Annotated in this window: 15 protein-coding genes; 3 read left to right on the forward strand and 12 right to left on the reverse strand. The window is 68.2% G+C overall.

The window, feature by feature from the left end; all coding sequences use genetic code 11:
* Positions 1-299 precede the first annotated feature (299 nt).
* A complete protein-coding gene (gene glgX, locus GGR04_RS02950) occupies positions 300-2576 on the reverse strand; it encodes a glycogen debranching protein GlgX (RefSeq protein ID WP_246392648.1) in 2277 nt (758 codons plus the stop codon).
* 140 nt (positions 2577-2716) lie between these two features.
* Between glgX and GGR04_RS02955 the strand changes: the two genes are divergently transcribed.
* Positions 2717-3145 (forward strand): CBS domain-containing protein, encoded by a 429-nt coding sequence (locus GGR04_RS02955; protein WP_183197675.1) that lies wholly within the window; start codon positions 2717-2719, stop codon positions 3143-3145.
* Here GGR04_RS02955 and GGR04_RS02960 read toward each other — a convergent pair.
* The 3 genes from GGR04_RS02960 to GGR04_RS02970 are packed head-to-tail and all read right to left on the reverse strand — an operon-like array spanning position 3123 to position 7523.
* Positions 3123-3728 carry a DUF533 domain-containing protein gene (locus GGR04_RS02960; protein ID WP_183197678.1) on the reverse strand — a complete coding sequence of 202 codons (606 nt, stop codon included), beginning with the start codon at positions 3726-3728 and terminating at the stop codon, positions 3123-3125. The genes GGR04_RS02955 and GGR04_RS02960 overlap by 23 nt on opposite strands.
* A 28-nt stretch (positions 3729-3756) precedes the next feature.
* Positions 3757-4143, reverse strand: a complete 387-nt coding sequence (locus GGR04_RS02965) for a response regulator (RefSeq protein WP_183197680.1) — start codon at positions 4141-4143, stop codon at positions 3757-3759.
* On the reverse strand, positions 4140-7523 hold the full coding sequence (locus GGR04_RS02970) for a response regulator (protein WP_183197682.1): 3384 nt from the start codon (positions 7521-7523) through the stop codon (positions 4140-4142). Before GGR04_RS02970 ends, GGR04_RS02965 begins: the two co-directional genes overlap by 4 nt.
* Positions 7524-7644: 121 nt before the next feature.
* Here GGR04_RS02970 and GGR04_RS02975 point away from each other — a divergent pair, with 121 nt between their 5' ends.
* Complete coding sequence (locus tag GGR04_RS02975; RefSeq protein ID WP_183197684.1) at positions 7645-9417, forward strand: SLC13 family permease; 1773 nt, start codon at positions 7645-7647, stop codon at positions 9415-9417.
* A 4-nt stretch (positions 9418-9421) separates the two neighbouring features.
* On the opposite strand, the gene GGR04_RS02980 is transcribed toward GGR04_RS02975, so the two are convergent.
* The 5 genes from GGR04_RS02980 to GGR04_RS03000 form a co-directional block, all read right to left on the reverse strand.
* The gene (locus GGR04_RS02980) at positions 9422-10870 is read right to left on the reverse strand and encodes an alkaline phosphatase D family protein (protein WP_183197686.1); all 1449 of its coding nucleotides are present in this window, start codon (positions 10868-10870) and stop codon (positions 9422-9424) included.
* 165 nt (positions 10871-11035) lie between these two features.
* The gene (locus tag GGR04_RS02985) at positions 11036-12151 is read right to left on the reverse strand and encodes an ABC transporter ATP-binding protein (RefSeq protein ID WP_183197689.1); all 1116 of its coding nucleotides are present in this window, start codon (positions 12149-12151) and stop codon (positions 11036-11038) included.
* Positions 12148-12951, reverse strand: a complete 804-nt coding sequence (locus tag GGR04_RS02990; RefSeq protein WP_183198998.1) for an ABC transporter permease — start codon at positions 12949-12951, stop codon at positions 12148-12150. The genes GGR04_RS02985 and GGR04_RS02990 overlap by 4 nt, the downstream gene beginning before the upstream one ends.
* 83 nt (positions 12952-13034) lie before the next feature.
* Positions 13035-13919: an ABC transporter permease gene (locus tag GGR04_RS02995; protein ID WP_183198999.1), complete on the reverse strand. Its 885-nt coding sequence runs from the start codon at positions 13917-13919 to the stop codon at positions 13035-13037.
* A 215-nt stretch (positions 13920-14134) separates the two neighbouring features.
* A complete protein-coding gene (locus GGR04_RS03000) occupies positions 14135-15160 on the reverse strand; it encodes an ABC transporter substrate-binding protein (protein ID WP_376769823.1) in 1026 nt (341 codons plus the stop codon).
* A gap of 368 nt (positions 15161-15528) precedes the next feature.
* On the opposite strand from GGR04_RS03000, the gene GGR04_RS03005 reads away from it, so the two are divergent.
* On the forward strand, positions 15529-16425 hold the full coding sequence (locus GGR04_RS03005; protein ID WP_183197693.1) for a PHP domain-containing protein: 897 nt from the start codon (positions 15529-15531) through the stop codon (positions 16423-16425).
* Positions 16426-16492: 67 nt separating this feature from the next.
* Here the strand turns inward: GGR04_RS03005 and GGR04_RS03010 are convergent, their stop codons facing one another.
* The 3 genes from GGR04_RS03010 to GGR04_RS03020 all read right to left on the reverse strand — a co-directional run bounded on the left by GGR04_RS03010 (position 16493) and on the right by GGR04_RS03020 (position 19606).
* On the reverse strand, positions 16493-17551 hold the full coding sequence (locus GGR04_RS03010; protein WP_246392651.1) for a TerC family protein: 1059 nt from the start codon (positions 17549-17551) through the stop codon (positions 16493-16495).
* Positions 17552-17888: 337 nt separating this feature from the next.
* Complete coding sequence (gene rpe / locus GGR04_RS03015; protein WP_183197695.1) at positions 17889-18557, reverse strand: ribulose-phosphate 3-epimerase; 669 nt, start codon at positions 18555-18557, stop codon at positions 17889-17891.
* Positions 18558-18559: 2 nt separating this feature from the next.
* Positions 18560-19606, reverse strand: coding sequence for a class 1 fructose-bisphosphatase (locus GGR04_RS03020; protein ID WP_183197697.1), 1047 nt, complete (start codon positions 19604-19606; stop codon positions 18560-18562).
* Positions 19607-19678: the final 72 nt, after the last annotated feature.

The following is a 19678-nucleotide window of genomic DNA, read 5'->3' on the forward strand; positions in this document are numbered from 1 at the left end:
CCGGTATCGCTGCGTCGCCAAGGCAGGACGGGTCGAGGTCACGAGCCGCCGTTCGCCTGCCGTCGCCGTTCTTCGCCAGACGAAACGGCTCAGATGACCGATGGCGCAAGACGTTTTTCGGCGAGCGTCGCAAAGCCCGCTCACCCCCCGAGAGCACCGCCGCTCATCGACCTCCCTCGTAACGCAGCGCTGACCGTCACCGCCACAGCGGTCGATGCGGCGGGCGCGCGACCGCTCACGAAAAAGGGCCGCATCCTGCGATGCGGCCCCCAACTCGTTCTATGGTTCGAACGACGACGTCAGTCCTTCGGGCTCTCGACGAAGTGCACGCGATCGGCCGCGGCCGTGTCGAAGGCCTCCGACACGTGCAGGAACGCACGATGCGCGGCCTCCGAGGTCGGGTGCCCCTCCTCCGGCTCCAGCAGGAAGACGAGGAAGGACCGGCCCGTCACCATGTACTCGGTGCCGAAATCGAACGGCTCGAGTTCGTTGCGGTCGGGCAGATTGGTGTCGATGATGCAGCGCCAGCGCTTGCCGCCAGGTGCCTCCGGCAGCTTGAAGTTGACGACGTCGTAATGGGCGTTGAGCACCATCAGCATGGTCGCATCGCTGCCGAGACGGCGAATGCCCTCCGACTGCGCGCGACCGTCGAGCAGCATGCCGAAGCAGCGGGCGCCGGCGTCCGTCCATTCGCCGTCCTGCATCTCGCCGCCGCCGGGCGAGATCCACGAGACGTCCTTGACGCCGATCTCCTCGTCGAACGTGCCGTGCAGGAAGCGTCCGCGACGCAGCATCGGCAACGACTGGCGGATGAGGATGAGCTTCTGCACGAACTCGGCGAGGTCGATGCCGTCGGGCGAGACGTCCCAGTTGACCCAGCCGATCTCGTTGTCCTGCGCATAGGCGTTGTTGTTGCCGTTCTGCGTTCGCGCGAACTCGTCGCCCGCCAGGATCATCGGCGTGCCACGCGAGAAGAGGAGCGTGGCGAAGAAGTTGCGCAGCTGGCGGAAGCGGGTGTCGTTCAGTTCGGCGTCTTCGGTCGGTCCCTCGACGCCGTAATTGTTCGACAGGTTGTGCGAGTGACCGTCGCGGTTGCCCTCGCCGTTCGCCTCGTTGTGCTTGTCGTTGTAGCAGACGGTGTCGTGCAGGGTGAAACCGTCATGCGCGGTGATGAAGTTCACCGACGCCCACGGGCGACGGCCGCGCTTGTCGAAGAGATCGGCGGAAGCGCTGATCTTCGAGGCGACGGCGGGCACCTTGCCCTCGTCGCCGCGCCAGTAGGAGCGGATCGTGTCGCGGTAGCCGTCGTTCCACTCGGCCCAGCCCGGCGGGAAGCGGCCGACCTGATAGCCGCCGGGGCCGCAATCCCACGGCTCGGCGATGAGCTTGACCTGCGCGAGCAGTGGATCCTGCATCGAAGCGTGGAGGAAGGACGATTCCTCCGAGAAGCCGTGCGGCTCGCGCGCCAGGATCGTCGCGAGATCGAAGCGGAAGCCGTCAACGCGCATCTCGCCGGCCCAGTAGCGTAGGCTGTCCATCACCAGCTGCATCACGCGCGGATGGCTGGTGTTGACGGTGTTTCCGGTGCCGGTGTCGTTGATGTAGTAGCGCGGGTTGTCCGGCATCAGGCGATAGTAGGACGCGTTGTCGATGCCCTTGAAGGAGAGCGTCGGCCCGTTCTCGTTGCCCTCGGCCGTGTGGTTGTAGACGACGTCGAGGATCACCTCGAGGCCGGCATGGTGGAAGGTCGACACGAGTTCCTTGAACTCGTTGACGAAAGGTCCGGCCATGTAGCGCGGATCGGGCGCGAAGAAGCCGAGGGTGTTGTAGCCCCAGTAGTTCTTCAGGCCCTTCTCTACGAGATAGCTGTCGTCGACATAGGCATGGATCGGCAGCAGCTCGACCGAAGTCACGCCGAGACTCTGAATGTATTTCACGACGTCGTGGTTGGCGAGGCCGGCGAACTTGCCGCGCTCACGCTCGGTCACCGACGGGTGGCGCTGCGTGAAGCCCTTCACGTGCGTCTCGTAGAAGATCGTGCGCTCCCACGGAATGCTCGGACGGCGCTCGCTGCCCCAGGTGAAGGCGGGGTCGATGATCTGCGACTTCGGCACGAAGGGCGCGGAATCGCGCTCGTCGAACGACAGGTCGCCGTCGGCATGGCCGATCGTGTAGCCGAAGACCGCATGGTCCCAGGTGAGCGAGCCCACGTGCTGCTTGGCGTAGGGGTCGAGCAGCAGTTTGTTGGGGTTGAAGCGATGACCGGCCTTCGGCTCGTAGGGACCATGGACGCGGTAACCGTAGATCAGGCCGGGACGCGCGTCCGGCAGATAGCCGTGGAACACCTCGTTGGTGTATTCCGGCAGCACGATCCGCTCGATTTCCTGGGTGCCGGTCTCGTCGAAGAGGCAGAGCTCGACCTTCGTGGCATTGGCCGAGAAGAGCGCGAAGTTGACGCCCAGCCCATCCCAGTTCGCGCCGCGCGGATAGGGGCGGCCGGCTTCGACGCGGGAACGCTTGAGGCCGGGCTTGGAGAGGCCGGACGTCAGCGACGTCGCTGTGTTCTGAATGTTCAAGGAGTAGATCCCGTCCTGTCTGGGAATGACGCGACGTTAGAAGGCTTCGATCCGGTGAATGGTTCCTTGGCCGAGGGCGAACTCTTCGCGGTGCAGCGCGTTGAGCACACTCAATCCGCCTGCGAGGAGCCCGAACGCCCGTGAAGATCGAAAGCCTGATGACCCGCCACGTCGAATTCGCCTCGGGAGACGACAGCGCCGCGGAACTCGCGGTGGTGATGGGCGATCTCGACGTCGGCGCCTTGCCGATCGGCACCGAAGGCGATCTTCTCGGGGTGATCACCGATCGCGATATTCTTTACCGCGTGGTGGCCAAGGGCCTCGACCCGACGACGACTGTGGCCCGCGACATCGTGTCCTTCCCGGTCATCGGTTGCCGGCCGGACGACAGCCTGCAGGTGGCGATGGACCTCATGGGCGCACACCGGATCCGGCGTCTCGCGGTGCGCAGCGAGGACGGGACCGTGGTCGGCTGGCTGACGCTTGCCGACGTGTCTCGGGCGCTGCTCTTGGAATCCGGAACGGTCCAGTCGGGTCTGCGCGAGCTCAGCCGCGAAACCGCCGGTTGAGACTGCCGATCACCTGCTGGGTCAGCCCCAGCCGGGCCGCAAGATAGGCGAGGAACAGGCTCGACACCGGCGAGCGCGTCTCGGCGGTCAGGAGCGCCACGGCATAGGCGTGCGCCGCGATGTCCTGCGCGCGCGCCTGCCCGACGAGTTCGGCGAGCGAGGTCGCTGCGCCCCGCCCCTTCCGAAGACGCTCGACCATCGCGTCGTCGGCGCCGACGCGGCGTAGCCGCTCCTCGGCGCGCCCGGTGCGCGCCGGCGGGCTTTCGCCGTCCGCCGCGAGGGTGGCCGAGACGACGTCGACGAGGCAGTCCGCTTGATCCACCGCCAGCGAACGGAAATCGAGGGTCAGCGGGTAGGAGATCTGATGCCGGTTGGCCAGATGCGCCCCGAGGAGCTTGGCGGACAGCTCGGCCTCGACGCTGTCGCGCCGGCGTCGTCGAATGCCGGACTCGGCCGCGACGGGGCTCGGCTCGCCGGCGCCCAGCTTCTCGACGTCCGGCACCAGCGCGTCGAGATTGAGCGCCGCGCCGTCGCGCGCGCCCGGCGCCCGCGCAGCGAAGCGCCACAGCCACTCGAAGCTCATCACCGATCCCCTGCCGTCGCGCTCACGCCTATTGCGCCGCCTGCTCGGTCTTGGCCGGAAGTAGCGCCTCGATCTGGCCGAGCAGCTTGGAGAAGTCGACGGGCTTGGCGTGGTAGTCGTCGCAGCCGGCGGCAAGCGTCTTCTCGCGGTCGCCCGACATGGCATGCGCGGTCAACGCGATGATGGGCACGCGCGGGATCGAGGTGTCGGCACGGATCGTCTTGGCCGCCGTCCAGCCGTCGAGGATCGGCAGGTTCATGTCGAGGAGCACGATGTCGGGGCTGGCGACGCGCGTCTTCTCGACGCCGTCCTGGCCATCATGGGCGAGAATCACCTCATAGCCCCGGCGCTGCAGGCGGCGCGACAGGAAGTCCCAGATCTCTTCGTGGTCCTCGACGAGCAGGATGCGGGTCATGGCATGGTCTCCGGTTCGACCTGCCGCTCGTGCCGGTCCGCTTGTTGTTCGTCTGGTGTCTGCACCATAACGCGTATCTGGGCCGCAAGGTCCCGCAGGTCGATATCCCCCTTGGTCAGAATTCGCTCGGTCTGTCCCTGAAGCTGGTTGAACTCCTCGGTGGTGAGATCCTTCGAGGTCAGCACGATCACCGGAATGTCGCGCCAGTCCTCGCGCGAGCGCAGCGCGTGGAGGAAGCCGAAGCCGTCCATCACGGGCATCACGAGATCGAGCAGGATCAGCCCCGGCCGCTCCAGAGCGACGCGCTCCAGCGCCTCCTGCCCGTTTGCCGCCGTCACCACGTTGAGGGTCTCGCGCTCCAGCATCGTGGCGGTGCGCTGCAGCGCGTCGGCGTCGTCGTCCACCGCGAGCACGAGCGAGTTACCCGGTGTGCGGTAGCGGGTCATCACCGACTTCAACCGGCTCCATTCCACCGGCTTGATGAGATAGTCGGACGCGCCCAGCGCATAGCCGAGCGAATGTTCGTCGAGGATGGTGATCATCACCACCGGGATCGACGCCAGTTCGGGGTCGGCCTTCAACTCGGTCAGCACCGTCCAGCCGTCCATCTTCGGCATGGTGACGTCGAGGAGGATCACGTCGGGGTGCAGCATCCGCGCCATCTGCAGGCCGCTCAGTCCATCGGCGGCCGTGCGCACCGCGAAGCCCTCCTTCGTCAGGAAGCGCACCACCAGTTCGCGGGCGTGCGGGTCGTCGTCGATGGCGAGCACCAGACCGGACGAGGCCTCGCGCTCGGCCGGCGCCACGGGCTGGTTCGCTTCGGTCTCGTCCTCCGCGGGCGGGGCGTCGGTGATCGCGGCGGGAATGCGGATGGTGAAGGTGGTGCCCTCGCCTTCCTCGCTGCGCACGCCAATGTCGCCGCCGAGCAACCGACAGAAGGCACGGGTGATGGCGAGGCCGAGGCCGGTGCCGCCGAACTTGCGGGTCGTGGAACTGTCGGCCTGCGCGAAGCGCTCGAAGAGCCGGCCCACCTGTTCGCCGGTCATGCCGATGCCGGTGTCGGCCACCTCGAAGGTGATCCAGTCGCGCCCGTCGTCCGTCACCCGCTTGGCCGTCAGCCGGATCGTCCCGTTCTCGGTGAACTTCGAGGCGTTGGAGAGGAGGTTGATCAGGCACTGGCGCAGCTTCACCTGATCGGTGTGGACGCTGCCGAGATCGCCCGCATGCTCGACCACGAGACGATTGTCCTTCTTGGCCACGAGCGACCCTACCGTCGAGGCGACCTCCTCCATGACCGTGCCGAGATCGAAGGTCTCGGCATAGACGTCCATGCGCTCGGCCTCGATCTTCGAGAGGTCGAGGACGTCGTTGATCAGGCTGAGGAGATGGCGCGCGTTCTGCTCGATCTTCTTGAGATCGCCGAGCAGGTGCTTCTCGCCGAGATCCTCGACCTCCTCCTCCAGCATCTCGGCATAGCCGATCACGGCCGAAAGCGGCGTGCGCAGCTCGTGGCTCATGTTGGCGATGAACTGCGACTTGGCGCGGTTGGCGTTCTCGGCCGCCTCCTTGGCGGCTGCGAGTTCCTGTTCGGCGGCGCGCTGCGTGGTGACGTCGGTGTTGGTGCCGAACCAGCGCACGATCGCCCCGGTCTCGTCGCGGATCGGCACGGCCTGACTGAGGAACCAGCGGTAGCTGCCGTCGGCGCTGCGCAGCGGGAACGTGTCCTCCCAGGGCTCGCCCGCCGAGAAGCTGCGGTTCAGCCCCAGCATCACGCGCTCGATATGATCGGGATGGTGCACCGTCTGCCAGCCAAGACCCTTCATTTCGGCGAAGCTCTTGCCGGTGTAGTCGAACCAGCGCTGATTGTACCAGCCGATCGCGCCGCTCGTTTCCGCGATCCAGGCGAATTGCGGAATGTTGTCGGCAATGGCGCGGAACTGCAGGTTGGTCTCGCCGAGGGCCGCCGCGGTGCGCTTCTGCTCGGTGATGTCGGTGTGGGTGCCGATCCACTCGCGGATCTCGCCGGTCTCCTCGAAGATGGGCGCCGCACGCGCCTGCATGTCGCGCCACTCGCCGTCGGCCCGGCGCAGGCGGTGCTCGATCGTGTAGGGCGTCCGCGCCTCGGTCGCCGCACGCCAGGCGATCGCCGACTTCTCCCGGTCGTCGGGATGCACGGCATCGACCCAGCCGAAGTCGGAATATTCGGCCTCGCTCTGGCCGGTGAAACTCGACCAGCCCGGCTGCTCGCCGCTGAAGCGGCTGGACGAGGGAACCGACCAGACGATGGCGGAGGTCGCCTCGATCAGGGAGCGGAACCGGCTTTCGGAATTGACCAGCTGCTCTTCGGCGAGGATGCGCTGGGTGGCATTGACGAGAACGACGCCGACGCCGACCGTCTCTGCGGTGATCCGCCCCTCGGTGCGCAGCGGATAGAGGCTCGCCAGATAGATCGCCTCGTCGCCGTCCTCGCCGACGCGCAGTTCGACATTGTCGTGCTCGGCGCCCCCGTTCAGCGTCTCGGCGAACATGCCCTGCAGGCGCTCCGCCTCGCGCGGGAAGAGATCGAGCAGACGATCACCGATGGCGACGGGGCGACCGAGCGCCGTGCCGGCCGCCGCGAAGGAGGAGTTCAGGCGCCGAATGCGCCCGTCGCGGTCGGCGAAACCGATCGCCACGGGCGAGTTGTCGAGCACGGACGACAGGAGGTCGGAGGCCCGCCGCCCTTCGAGGTGGCGGCGGAACGCCAGCACCGCGAGCGCGGCGGCCGAAAGGATGGCGGCGAGAAACGCGATGTTGGAGATCACCTCGTTTCTTGCGGCGGCGGCGGCGCCCACCGACACCCGGTCGACCGCGTTGCGCTGGGCTGTGGCGATCTCCGCCCGGATGCGATCCATGATGGCCTTGCCCTGGCCGGTGCGCACGAGCGCCGCTGCCGGCTCGAAGCCCACGGTCTCGCGAAGCCGTACCACCTCGCTCTCGAACGCGCTCTCCTGCGCCACCAGCGAGCGCAGCCGGACCAGACGGTCGGGATCGGCACCCGCTCCCTTCCAAGGGTCCGACATGCGGGCGAACTGGGCGTCGAGCCCCGCCTGCGAATGGCGGAACGGGTCGAGGAACTCGGGCGTGCCGACGAGCACATAGCCGCGCGTCGAGGATTCGAGGCTCGCCATGATCGACAGCAGCCGCTCGGACTCCGCGATGACGCTGGTATTGGCCGCGGTGACGGTCTCGCGCTGCGTCGATTGCCAGAGGGTCCAGCCGAACGCCGCGATCGCCACCATCAAGAGGAGCCCCGCCAGGATGGCGGTTCGTCCCAATCCCGCGTCCGGTGTCGCCGCGCCCATATTGCCGGAAGCGCTTCCGGCGCCATTCTTCGTCATCACTTTTCCCCGGACGATGCGGGCGGGACACCACGCGACGGATGACAACGCCGATGGCAGCGTTTCGTTCGACGCGGCGATGGCTGCCCGCAAGCCTTTTCTACGCAAGACGAGCCCGCCCATGACCCTCGACCAAGCCCTCGCCTTCGCCCTGGTCGGCTTCACCGTCGCCGGCTTCGTCTGGGGCCGGCTGCCCTACGACCTCATCGCGCTGCTCGGCCTCCTCGCGGGCGTCGCGACGGGCATCGTGCCGATCAAGTCGGCCTTCACGGGCTTTGCCGACGACGTCGTGGTGATCGTCGTGGCCGCGCTCCTCGTCAGCGCAGCCATCGCGCGCTCGGGCGTGGTGGAAGACATCATGCGCCCGCTGATGCCGCATATGAAGACGGTGCAGCGGCAGGTGACGATCCTCGTCGCCGCCGTCACGGTGCTCGCGATGTTCACCAAGAACGTCGGCGCGCTCGCCATGTTCATGCCGGTGGCCGGCCAGGTGGCGCGCAAGAACGGCACGTCGGTCTCCAAGCTTCTGATGCCGATGGCCTTCGGATCGCTGATCGGCGGCCTCGTCACGCTCGTCGGCACCTCGCCCAACATCATCGTCTCGAAGATCCGGCAGGACGTGACCGGCGAGCCGTTCCGCATGTTCGACTACGCGCCGGTGGGCCTGGGCGTCGTGGCCGCGGGCTTCCTGTTCCTCGCCTTCGCCTCGCGGCTGATCCCGGAGCGCCGGCCCGGCGGCTCGATGGCCGACGCCTTCGCCATGGACGCCTACACGGCGGAAGCCGAGATCCCCGAGGGCTCGGCCATCGCCGGGCGCACCGTGGCCGATCTCGAGGCCGCCGCCGACAACGACATCCTCGTGCGCACGATCATTCGCGAGCGCTTCCGCCGGCTGGAGCCGAGCCCCGCCATGGTGGTGAAGGCCAACGACCTGCTGCTTCTCGGCGGCGAGCCGGACGGCATCGAGCGGGCGGTGGCGCGGGCGGGCCTGCGCCTCACGGGCGACGCCGCCGCGCGGCGCACCGACATCGAGAGCGAGAGCGTCGTGGAGGGCGTGGTGACGCCGCAGTCGCCGGCGATCGGCTCGCGCATCGGCAAGCTGGCGCTGGAGACGGCGCACGGCGTCTCGATCCTTGCGGTCAGCCGCGCCGACACGCAGATCGAGCAGCGCCTCTCCTCGGTGCGCCTGCGCGAAGGCGACGTGCTCGTGCTGAAGGGCACGAGCGAGACCGTGCCGCCGGCGCTCGCGGCGTTGCGCATCCTGCCGCTGGCCGAGCGCTCCATCGTGCTCGGGCGCAATCGGCGTTCGTTCATCCCGCTCGGCGTGCTCGCCTGCGCCATGCTGCTCACCGCCTTCGGCGTCGTCAGCGCGGTGGCGGCCTTTTTCGCAGCGGCGGTGATCCTGCTGCTGCTGCGCGTCATGAGCATGCATGAGGCCTATCAGACGGTGGAGGCCTCGGTGATCGTGCTGCTGGCGGCCCTCATCCCGCTGTCGGAGGCGATCCAGACGACGGGCGGCACCGACCTCATCGCCGGCTGGCTCTCGGCCCTCCTGCACAATCTCTCGCCGACGCTCTCGCTCTTCATGGTGACGCTCTTGGCGATGGCGGTGACGCCCTTCCTCAACAACGCCGCGACGGTGCTGATGCTCGGGCCGATCGCCGCCGGCCTCGCGCAGCGCCTCGGCCTCAGCCCCGACCCGTTCCTGATGGCGGTGGCGCTGGGATCGGCCTGCGACTTCCTCACCCCGATCGGCCACCAGTGCAACACGATCGTGATGGCGCCGGGCGGCTACCGCTTCGGCGACTACTGGCGCCTCGGCCTGCCGCTCTCGGTCATCGTGCTCGTCGTCGGCGTGCCGCTCATCGCCTTCTTCTGGCCGGTCATGCCGTGAGTGGTCAGAGCGGGAGCGGCGCGGTCGTGCCGCTCTCTTCGAGGTTCCAGCGTGCGGTCCAACTCGTGCCGGATCGCTCCAGCACGAGAAAGTTGCGCTCCGCCGTGTAGGTCGCCTTCTGTCCCGGCAGCGCCTTCAGCCGCACGGGGCGGCCGCGCAGCGGCGCATGACCGAGCCGGGACAGGAGGCCCAGCCCCACCGCCATGGCGCGCGGGGGCTTGGGATGGGTGATGCCGGAGGCGACGAGCTGGTGCAGCACCGAGCCGTCGCGCAGCCGCATCTCGGCGCGGGTGGCGAGATGGATCTCGCCCGACACCACCGTCACGGCCCCCGTCTCGATGGCCTCGCGCTCCAGCGCCGAAAGGAAGCGGACCCACTCGGCGCGGTGAGCCCGGCTCTGCCACTGGTCGCGCAGATCGTCCTCGTATTGCTGCTGTCCGGGATAGAAGTCGAGGAGCGACTCGATCAGGCTGAGGCGCGGTCCGAGCGCCGGGACCGAGGACACGACGATCTGCCGGTCGCCCGCAGGCACAGCGCCCAGCATCGCCTCGAAGGCGGCCCAGCCGGTATCGCCCATCACGCGGGTGGGCGTGCGCTCGGAGCGAAGATCGGGCAGGAGGACCGAAAAGCCGGGAAAGCCCGCCCCTTGCGTGAAGCTCGCGCCCGTGCGGTCCGGGCAGGTCTCGGGCAGCGCGTCCGGCGATCCGCCGAGTTGGAACAGCACGAACATCTCGCGCGCCGCGGCGAAGAGCCCGCGTGCCACCGGGCTCTCCTGCAGCGCCGGCGGATGGCTGCCCCAACCGTCGAAGATGTCGTGATCGTCCCAGATCATCAGGGTCGGGACGCCTGCGGAAAGCTCACGCATCGCCGGCTGGCGGAAGGCCTGCAGGTAGCGGCGGAAGAAGTAGCCGCGCACGGCCTCTTCCATCTCGGCGGTCCAGGCGACGGAGGGGCGCTCCTCCAGCGGCAGTCCCTGCCAGCGCGCGGCGTCGGGATGGGCCTTCACGGCCTCGTCGGCATAGAGCTGGTCGCCGCCCTGCAGCAGCAGCGCGAAGGGGCGCTCGCGATGCTCGGCCGCGAGGCGCCGCCACATCACGTCCCGGTCCTCGTGCGTGCGGTCCTCGTCGCCCTCCTCCTGCCCGTTGCAGGAGACGAAGGCCACGGCGAGGTCGCCGGTAAGATCGGTGCGCAGCGCGTACTCGCGCCCGTTGACGCCGTAGACGGCGCGCTCGCTCGCCGGCAGCACCAGTTCGGCGCCCCAGACGTCATGGCCGAACAACGCCGCACGATGCGTCATCGCGGCCGGCATGTCGTCGCCCGCGCCGATGAGCGGCGCCGGATCGCCGCTCCGCGTGACCACGACGACGCCGATCCGGGCGGCATGGGCGTCCGCGCCCCGGGCATATAGGATGGGGCCGGCTTCAAGCGGCCGATCGGTGGAGGACAAAGGCAAGATAGGCGTGGCTCCGGCATCGGTCGGCGACGGGGTCGAAGCGCAGATGTCGGTTCCGCCGCCGCCGAAACAAGGGGCGGACGCCTCGCGAAGGCCCCCTCGACGGCCATGACGGGAGGGGCGCCCCGATCCCGCCCCGGCATGTCCGTCCGGCCGCGGGCCGCCTCAGACCGCGACCGGCTCGGCCGATGCGACGGCGGCGCGCGCCAATGGGCGATGGCTGGCGCCGGTGGCGGCGTCGAGGCACTGGATGTCGGCGGGCGAGAAATGCACGGTGACGGCGGCGCCGCGCTCGGGCGGGGGCGTCGCGGGATCGTTGAACGTGTCGATCAGGATCTCGTTCTCGCCGAAGCGGGCGCGGATGCGCACCACCGAGCCTAGAAACGCGACGTCGGCGATCTCGCCGGTGAGGCGGTTGGAGCGTTCGCGCGAGGTCACGAGCGACACGGCTTCGGGCCGCAGCGCCAGCGTCACGGCCTCGCCGACGCCGTGGCCCGGCGTCTCCGCCTCGATCTCCTGCCCCGCCACCACCACGCGCTCGCCGATCACGGTGCGGCCTTCGAGAAGGCTGAGCGTACCGACGAAGGAGGCCACGAAGCGCGAGCGCGGCCGGTTGTAGATCTCGAAGGGCGTGCCGACCTGCTCCATGCGCCCGTCCGACATCACGACGATGCGGTCGGACATCGAGAGCGCCTCCTCCTGGTCGTGCGTCACGAAGATCGTGGTGATGCCGAGCGCCCGCTGCAACTCGCGGATCTCCTCGCGCAGCGACACGCGGATCTTGGCGTCGAGCGCCGAGAGCGGCTCGTCGAGCAGCAGCACGCGGGGTTTCGGCGCGATCGCGCGCGCCAGCGCCACGCGCTGCTGCTGGCCGCCCGAGAGCTGGTAGGGATAACGGTCGCGCACGTGCGGCAGGCCGACGAGGCGCAGCATCTCGTCGACGCGGGCCTCGCGTTCGGCTCGCGCCATGCCGGCGATCTTCAAGCCGAAGGCGACGTTGTCGGCGACGTTCATGTTGGGAAACAGCGCGTAGGCCTGGAACACCATGCCGATGCGCCGCGCGTTGGGCGCGAGATCCGTGACGTCCTCGCCGCCGATCCGCACCGTGCCGGCGCTCGGAGACTCGAAGCCTGCGACGATGCGCAGCATCGTGGTCTTGCCGCAGCCCGACGGCCCGAGGAAGGAGACGAACTCGCCGCGCTCCACCGAGAGGTCGAACCCCTGCACCACGGTGGTCGGGCCGAACGCCTTGCGAACGCCCGTGATCTCGAGAAAGCTCATCGCGGGGCCCGCCTTGCGAAGGAGAAGAGGGAGCGTCGGACGGAGGCCTCGCGGCGCCGACCCGGCGCCCGTCCGCCGACGAGTTGCAGCAGCACCATGCAGCCCCAGGTGATGGCGAAGGAGATCATCGCGAGCGCGGCGGGCTCGTAGGCGCGGTTGGCGCCGATGTTTTGCAGGTAGGGCCCGAAGGCCGGCCGGTTGAGGAGGCTGGCCAGTACGAACTCGCCGATCACGATCGCGAAGGTGAGGAAGGCGCCGGACATCACGGCGGGCCGCACGTTCGGCAGGATCACCTGCCAGAGGATGGCGCCGCGCTTGGCGCCGAGGCTCTCGGCGGCTTCCGTCAGCGTGCGGATGTCGATCGCCTGCATGCCGGTGTCGACCGCGCGGTACATGTAGGGCAGCGCCAGCACCGTGTAGCCGAAAACGAGGATGAGGTTGGTGCCCGCCACCGAGCCGGTGAAGGGCAACCAGGACGAGGAATTGTAGAGCCGGAGATAGCCGAACACGAGCACGATGGGCGGGATCACCAGCGGCAGGAGCGTCACGAACTCCACCACCGGCCGCAGCTTCGGCAGGCGTAGCCTCACCCAGTAGGCGGTGGGCACCACGAGAGCCGCGCCGAGCACGATGGTGGCGAGCGCGCAGACCAGCGAGAAGGTGAAGGTCGCCTGGAAGGCGGCATCGGCGAAGATCACGCGGTAGGCCTGGAAGCTCCAGGTGCCCCGGATCATCGAGAGCGAGAACTGGAAGGTCGCGACCAGCGGCAGCAGAAAATAGAGCACCGCCACGATCACCATCGCCCAGGGGGCGATGCGCGACAGGAGAAGGCGCGGCGCCTTCGCAGCCGCAGGACTGGGGGTCGCGCCGGCCGACACGGCGCTCATCGCAGCCACCGCTCGGCGCGCGAGCGCAGCCAGATGTAGAGGATGTTGGAGCAGCCGGTGATGAGGATCATGCCGAAGGCCAGCGCGTAGCCGAGATTGGGATTGTAGAGCACGTCGCCCCGGATCTGCGCGTAGAGGAGGATCGGGACGATGTTGAGCGAGGAGCCTGTCAGCGCATAGGCCGTGGCGATGGCGCCGAAGGCGTTGGCGAAGAGCAGGAGGAAACAGCCGAGAAGGCTCGGGAAGAGGACCGGCAGCGCCACCATGCGCCAGTACTGCCAGTTCGAGGCGCCGAGGATGCTGGAGGCCTCGCGCCATTCGCGCTTCAGCCCGTCGAGCGCCGGCGCGATGATCAGCACCATCAGCGGGATCTGGAAGTAGAGATAGGTGATCGTCAGCCCCCAGAACGACAGGAGGTTGAAGCCGAGCCGGTAGAGGTTGATCCCGAAGGTCTCGTTGAGGAACAGCGTCACCAGCCCGAGCCGCCCGAGCGTGGCGATGAAGGCGAAGGCGAGCGGGATGCCGGCGAAGTTGGAGGCGACGCCCGAGAAGGTCACGATCGAGGGCCGGATCCAGCTCGGCAGATTGCCGTGGACGATGGCGTAGGCGAGGAAGAAGCCGATCACCGCGCCGAGCGCGGCGGAGGCGAGGCTGATGCGGATGGAGATCCAGTAGGCCGCGACGATCTGGGGCTGGGCGAGCGCCGCGAGATTGGCGAGCGTCGCGTTGCCGGCCGGATCCTGGAAGGCGCCGGCCACGAGATAGAGCGTCGGGCCGACGAGAAAGAGCAGCGCGAAGAGGAAGAACGGCGCGACGCCGAGCCAGGCGAAGGATGGCTTCGCCCGCCGATCCGCCACCGGGCCGGCCTGCCCCGCCCGAATGCCGTCGCCGATGGACCCGGTGATGGACGTCACGTCGCCTCCGTCTCGCGCTGCCGAGCCAAGCTGGTGTCGATCCGGCGACCATGAGTTCACCGGATCGACACCAGGTCTTCGTTTGCCGCATTGTCCGGACGTGAAAGCCGAATCGGCTTTCACTGGAAATGCTCTCGAGCGAAGGCGAGCGACGCGCCCTCCCCCGTCTCGACGAACCATACTTACTGGACGTTGGCGCCGACGACGCTGTCCCACTTGGCGGCGACTTCGGCCTTCGAGGTGTTCTGGTCCTCGAGGGTCGGGAACTTGGCGGCCTCGTAGCTCGCCGCCGGGGGCAGCTTGTCGAGGAGGTCCTGCGGGATCTTGCCGGCCTTGGCCATCGCGTTGAAGCGGATCGGGTGGCAGTAGCCCTTGAGGTAGCCGATCTGGCCCTCGTCGGAATAGAGATACTCCATCCAGAGCTTGGCGGCGTTCGGATGCGGCGCGTAGGCGCTGATCGCCTGCACGTAGACACCGGCGATGACGCCGGTCTTGGGCACCACGACCTCGACGGCCGGGTTGCCGTTCAGCGTGTCGCGGCTGGAGAGCGCGTTGTAGTCCCAGCGGATCATGATCGGCGTGGTGCCCTGGGCCAGCGAGGCCGGCTTGCCGATCACGGGAACGAAGTTGCCCTTGGCGTTCAGCTCCTTGAAGAAGGCGAGGCCCGCATCGGTGATCTCGGAAGCCGTGCCGTTCGGCTTCTGGGAGAGGCCGGCCGAATAGATCGCCTGGATCGCCTGCGAGGACGAGCGCGGATCGCCCGCCAGCGCCACCGAGTTGGCGTAGTCGGACTTCAGGAGATCGGCCCAATCCTGCGGCACGGTCTCGACGATGTCCTTGTTCACCTCGAAGGTGAGCACGCCGTAATAGTCGCCGTACCAGTAACCCTCGGCGTCCTTGGCGTCGTCGGGGATCTCGGCCCAGGTCGCGACCTTGTAGGGCTGGATCAGCTTGTCGGTCTTGGCGGCCGGGCCGAACGAGAGGCCGACGTCGATCACGTCGGGCGCCTGCGGGCCGGAATTGCCCTGGTTGGCCTTGATCGCCTGGATCTCGTCGCCGGAGCCCGCATCGGGGTTCAGCTCGTTCACGGTCAGGCCGTACTTGGCCTTGAAGCCTTCGAGAATGCCGCCGTAGTTGCACCAGTCGTGCGGCAGCGCGATCGTGGTGAGCTGGCCTTCCTTCTTGGCGGCGGCGACGAGTTCGTCCATCGTCTGCGCGGACGCACCGGGAACGGCGAGCGATCCGAGGGCGAAGGCGGCGAGCGCCGTAGCGGAGACACCGCGCTTCAACGTTCCGATCATGCGAGAGACTCCCGTTTGCCGCCGACCGAACGGCGCTCGACTTCGTTTCGCGAGCCAGCCGCTCGCCGGCCTGGCCCTAGCACCGCCGCATGACAGTTGGGTGTCGGTTGAACGATCGATCAACAGGGCCGTCACGCAGGCGGTATGTGAACGGGTTATCGAAAGTCAGGCAAGCGAAAAGAATCGGCATTCCACTGCCTTGCACGGCGCGCGATCCCTGCCGTTCCCGGCGCCCGCGAGCGGCAGGGCATCCCCTATCTCAGACAAGGACCTCCATGAGCTTCGACGCCTTTCGCGCCCCCGGCCAATTCCGGCGCGCCAATCTGCACACCCATTCGACGCTCTCCGATGGCGCCCTCGCGCCCGAGGCGGTCTGCGCCGCCTATGCGGACCGAGGCTACGAGGTGCTCTGCTTGTCCGACCATTTCACGGAGCGCTTCGGATTCCCGGTCGCCGACACGCGGGCGTTCCGGAGCGAGGGCTTCACCACGATCTTCGGGGCCGAACTGCACGCGCCCGCCAATTCGCAGGGCGAGGTCTGGCACATCCTCGCCTGCGGCCTGCCGCTGGACTTCGCGCCCAACCGGCCGGGCGAGGACGGCGTGGCGCTGGCGCGACGGGCCCGCGAGGCCGGCGCCTTCGTCGCGATCGCCCATCCGCAATGGTCCTCGCTGACGATCGAGGACGGCCGCGCGCTCGCCGGCATCGCCCATGCCGTGGAGATCTACAACACGGGCTGCGATCTCGAATGCGCCCGCCCCGACGGGTTCCAGCTTCTCGACGCTCTGTGGAACGAGGGCCACCCGCTCACCGCCTACGCCGCCGACGACGCGCATTTCCGCATCCCCGACGGCTTCGGCGGCTGGACGATGGTGAAGGCGGAGACGAACGAGCCGGAGGCGATCCTCGCCGCGCTGAAGGCCGGCCTCTCCTACTCGACGATGGGCCCGACGCTCCACGACGTCGCGATCGAAGGAGACGCGGTGACGGTGCGCTGCTCGCCGGCGCGCAACGTCGCGCTGGTCGGGCGCGGTTCGCGCTCCGAAAACGTCTTCGGCGATGGCCTGACCGAGGCGCGCCTGCCGCTGGCACGCTTCGCCGGCGACTGGGCCCGCGTGGTCGTGAGCGATGCCGCCGGCCGCCACGCCTGGTCGCAGCCGCAGCGGTTCTGACGCCCGGCCGAAACGCAGAAAAGCCGGCTCGCGCCGGCTATTCCATTCGTCGTCGCGAAGGGCGAGATCAGCGCGCCTTGCGGTCGTCCGATCGGCTCTTCAGGAGGCTCGCCACCGTGGTGACCACGAGGATGCCGAGTATCACCGAGAGCGAGAAGCCGGTGGTGATGTGCGGCAGGCCCTCGATCGGCTGTCCGCCGTTGACGAAGGAGAGCTCGTTCGCCTCCATCGCGTGGATGATCAGCTTCACGCCGATGAAGGCGAGGATGAGCGACAGGCCGAGGCCGAGATAGACCAGCCGGTCGAGAAGGCCGCCGAGCAGGAAGTAGAGCTGCAGGAGGCCGAGCAGCGCGAAGGCGTTGGCGGTGAAGACGATGTAGGGCGCGTCGGTGAGGCCGTAGATCGCGGGGATCGAGTCCAGCGCGAACAGGAGATCGGTCATGCCGAGCGCCAGGATCACGATGAACATCGGCGTGAAGAAGCGCTTGCCGTTCTCCACCACCGTCAGCGCGTTGCCGCGGAAGTCCGGGGTCGTCGGCAGGTGCCGCTGGAAGTACTTCACCAGCGCGTTCGGCTCGTAGGCCTCGTCGGTCGACTTGGCGCCGTGCGAGAAGCTTTCCGCCGCCAGCTTCCACGCCGTGTAGAGCAGGAACAGGCCGAAGATGTAGAAGACCCAGGAGAACTCCTCGATCGCCGCCGCGCCGAGCGCGATGAAGATGCCGCGCATCACCAGCGCGATGACGATGCCGATGAGCAGCGCCTTCTGCTGGTAGGCCGCCGGCACCTGGAAGCTCTTCATGATGATGACGAAGACGAAGAGGTTGTCGACCGACAGCGACTTCTCGGTGATGAAGCCGGCGAAATACTCGACGCCGTGCTCGGCATCCCAGAAATAGTAGACGCCGCCGCCGAAGACGAGCGCCAGCGCGATGTAGAAGGTCGACCACAGCGCCGATTCGCGGAAGGTCGGCTCGTGCGGCTTACGAACGTGGGTGACGAAGTCGAACACGAACAGGGCGCCGATGGCCCCGATCGTCGCAAGCCAGACCCAGGTCGGCACGACATCCGCCGCGGCCAGTCCGGTCAACGCGGTTTGCTGCACCGCCTCCGAAGTCGTCGGTTCCAAACGTCGCCCCTTCTCAAACTCGTGTGGCACGCCGCAAGGGGCCGCCGTTCATGGATATCGACGGACACCGGGGCGGCTCGCAGCCTGCCCGATCTCCGTTTCATGCGACGCCCGTCTCCGAGCGCCGCCGCGCGCCTTAGATGTGATGCCGCGTGCAGGGCACAAGGTTTTCCGTCGCGTCCGCCATAAAAAGTTCGGCGAAGAAGAGAAACGGTCACAGCCATCCGAAATGTCTGCTGTCATTCGGGCAAAGACCGTAAGGGCGACTTTCTATCTATGAAGCATCATCACGCGATCATCACGGATCGGTGAATTCTAGTCTTGATCGAGTCCCGGTTCAGGCCACCACCGCCGCTCGCAAGGCCTCGATATTCTGCCGATAGGCGGCTTCCGAGCCGCCGCGATAGATTGCCGAGCCCGCCACGAAGCAATCGGCGCCGGCCCGTGCGAGATCGCCGATCGTCTCGGGCGAGACGCCGCCGTCCACCTGCAGCCGGATGTCGCGCGTGCCGATCATCGCCCGCACCCGCGCCACCTTCTCGAGCATCGCCGGAATGAAGCTTTGGCCGCCGAAGCCGGGATTGACGGTCATCACCAGCACGAGGTCGAGCCGGTCGAGAACGTGCTCGATCGCCGTCTCGCTCGTCGCCGGGTTGAGCGCGACGCCCGCCTTGCAGCCGAGGGCGCGGATGCGCTGGAGCGTGCGGTCGAGATGGCGGCAGGCCTCGGCATGGACGGTGATTCCCTCGCAGCCCGCCTCGGCGAAGGCGTCGAGATAGGGGTCGGCCGGCTCGATCATCAGGTGGGCGTCGAAGAACTTCACGGAGGCCTTGCGCACGGCGGCGACGATCGGCGGGCCGAAGGTGATGTTGGGCACGAAATGCCCGTCCATCACGTCGAGATGGATCCAGTCGGCGCCGGCCCGGTCGACGGCGGCGATCTCCTCGCCGAGACGCGAGAAGTCCGACGAAAGAATCGAGGGGGCGATGAGAATCTCGGCGGCCATCGTCAGAACCCGCCCACCGGCCGGTCGCCGAAAAGCGGCGAGGCCTCCGAGAGGCTCGCGGGGTCGGCCAGCGTGCGCGCCACCTGAAGGACCTCCTCGCGCGAGCCGAAGACCACGGGCGTGCGCTGGTGCAGCCCCTCGGGCACGAGGTCGAGGATCGGGTTGAGGCCGTCGCTCGCCGCGCCGCCCGCCTGCTCGGCGCAGAAGGCCACCGGGTTGGCCTCGTAGCAGAGGCGGATGCGCCCTTGCACGTAGCCCTTCCGGGCGTCGCCGGGATAGAGATAGATGCCGCCGCGCACGAAGATGCGATAGGCGTCGGCCACCATCGAGGCGACCCAGCGCATGTTGAAGTCGCGCCCGCGCGGGCCGTCCGCGCCGGCGAGGCACTCGTCGACGTAGCGCCGCATCGGCGCCTCCCAGTGGCGCTGGTTCGAGGCGTTGATCGAGAATTCCTTCGCCTCTGCGGGGATGGAAACCGTCATCGTCTTGGTGAAGACGTTCGTTTCCGGCGACCAGCCGAAGACATGGGTGCCCTCGCCCGTGGTCATCACGAGGAGAAGCTGCGGCCCGTAGACGAAGAAGCCGGCGGCGAGCTGGCGCCGGCCCGGCTGGCGAAACACCGTGGCGGGATCGGCGCGGTGCGACGCCTCCACCGGCAGCACCGAAAAGATCGTGCCGATCGAGACGTTGGTCTCGATGTTGGACGAGCCGTCGAGCGGATCGATCGCCAGCGCCAAGGTGCCGGCGGGGTCGATCGAGACGGCCTCGTCCTGCTCCTCCGAGCCGTAGAACGCGACGCCGGCGCTGCGCGCTGCGGCAAGGAACAGGCGGTCGGCCTCGAGGTCGAGCAGCTTCTGGATGTCGCCGCCGCCATTCGCGCCGCCCTCGGGCGCGGAGGCTGCAGCGCCGCCGGCGGTGCCGCCCGTCGATATCAGACGCTGCAGCGAGGCCGCGGCGCCCGACAGCGCCTCGACGAGCCGCGCGACGTCGGCGCGGCTTCCGCCCGCCGATGCGAGGGGGCCGAGATGGTCTTGCAGCGTCGCGGTCATGCGTCCTCCGGCGGGCGGTTGCGTGACGTCCGCTTAGCGGAACGAGCGCGGACGCCGCAAACGAAATCCGGC

The organism is Aureimonas pseudogalii (genome assembly GCF_014196835.1).
Taxonomy (GTDB): Bacteria; Pseudomonadota; Alphaproteobacteria; order Rhizobiales; family Rhizobiaceae; genus Aureimonas; species Aureimonas pseudogalii.